2 protein-coding genes are annotated in these 1,121 nt (G+C 71.5%); one reads left to right on the top strand and one right to left on the bottom strand.

Going from position 1 to position 1,121, the window contains the following annotated elements; genetic code table 11:
- On the bottom strand, nt 1-510 hold a 510-nt coding region (locus AB0I77_RS53870; protein ID WP_363290380.1), incomplete at its 3' end, for an aminoglycoside phosphotransferase family protein.
- Nucleotides 511-532: 22 nt separating this feature from the next.
- Between AB0I77_RS53870 and AB0I77_RS53865 the strand changes: the two genes are divergently transcribed.
- The coding region (locus AB0I77_RS53865) for a rhomboid-like protein (protein WP_363290379.1) at nt 533-1,121 on the top strand (589 nt) is incomplete at its 3' end.

Here is a 1,121-nt window from a genome sequence, read left to right as displayed (position 1 = left end):
GTCCGCCGCCTTGCCCACCCGCTCCAGCACCGCCGGCGCCCGCTCGAGCATCGCCCGCGCGACGGCGTCGAGGGTCCGCAGTCCCGGTGGGGCCGGTACGGCGGTCAGCCGGGCCAGCAGCGCGCCGATGACGCGCACCGCCTCGCGGGCGTCCGGCACGTCGGAGAGCGTGCGGGTATCGTCGAGGCGCTCGAGGAGCAGTGTGCCGGTGGGTTCGTCGTGCTCCAGGAGGCGTACGGCACCCGCACCGTCCCAGGCGCGCAGCGCGAGCGGCTCGCCCGCGGTCTCCTCGTCGAGCGGCTGGAGCTTCAGCGCCGCACGCGTGTTGTCGTCCCGGACCACCGGAAGGACCAGCGCGCACACGCCGTACATCGCGGGCCCGTCGACCCGCAGCCCCCACCGACCGGCGAACTCCCGGGCCCGCCCGGGCAGGTCCGCGGCGAACGCGCGCCCGGCCGCCCCGTTCCACCTCTCCAGCGAAGCGGCCAGTTCGCCAGGCACCTCGATCACCTTCCCGACCATACTGACCTGTGTGAACGGGGTCATCCGGATTCGGCGTGGGCTCGGGACGGTGGCGGGCTACCTCCGCAGCGCCCCGGGAACGTACGGCTGGCTGCTCGTCCTGTTCGTCACGACCGTCGCCCTGCACCACATGTCGCCGGAGTTCGAGCAGCAGTTCCTGCGGCAGCGCTCGACCAACATCCGTGAGCTGTCCGAAAACCCCGTGCGGGTGCTCATCTCCAGCGCGATGTGGATCGACGGCGGACACTGGCTGCCGTACGCCTTCCTGTACACCGTTTTCCACGCTCAGGTCGAACGCTGGCTGGGCACCCTGCGCTGGCTGGGGGTGTGCGCGTCCGCGCACGTGTTCGCGACGCTGCTGAGCGAGGGCGTCCTGCTGAACGCCATCCGGGAGGGGATGGCCCCGATCTCGGCGGTCAACACCCTGGACATCGGCGTGAGTTACGCCCTCGCCGGCGTCATCGCCCTGCTCGGCTACCGCATCGCCGCACCCTGGCGCTACCCGTACCTGCTGGTCGTCTTCGCCCTGTACGGCATCCCGCTCGCCACCGACCGCACCTTCACCGACTTCGGGCACTTTGTCTCGATACTGATCGGCC

Source organism: Streptomyces sp. NPDC050619, assembly GCF_040654815.1.
Classification (GTDB): Bacteria; Actinomycetota; Actinomycetes; order Streptomycetales; family Streptomycetaceae; genus Streptomyces.
This window is presented reverse-complemented; position numbering and strand designations above follow the sequence as displayed.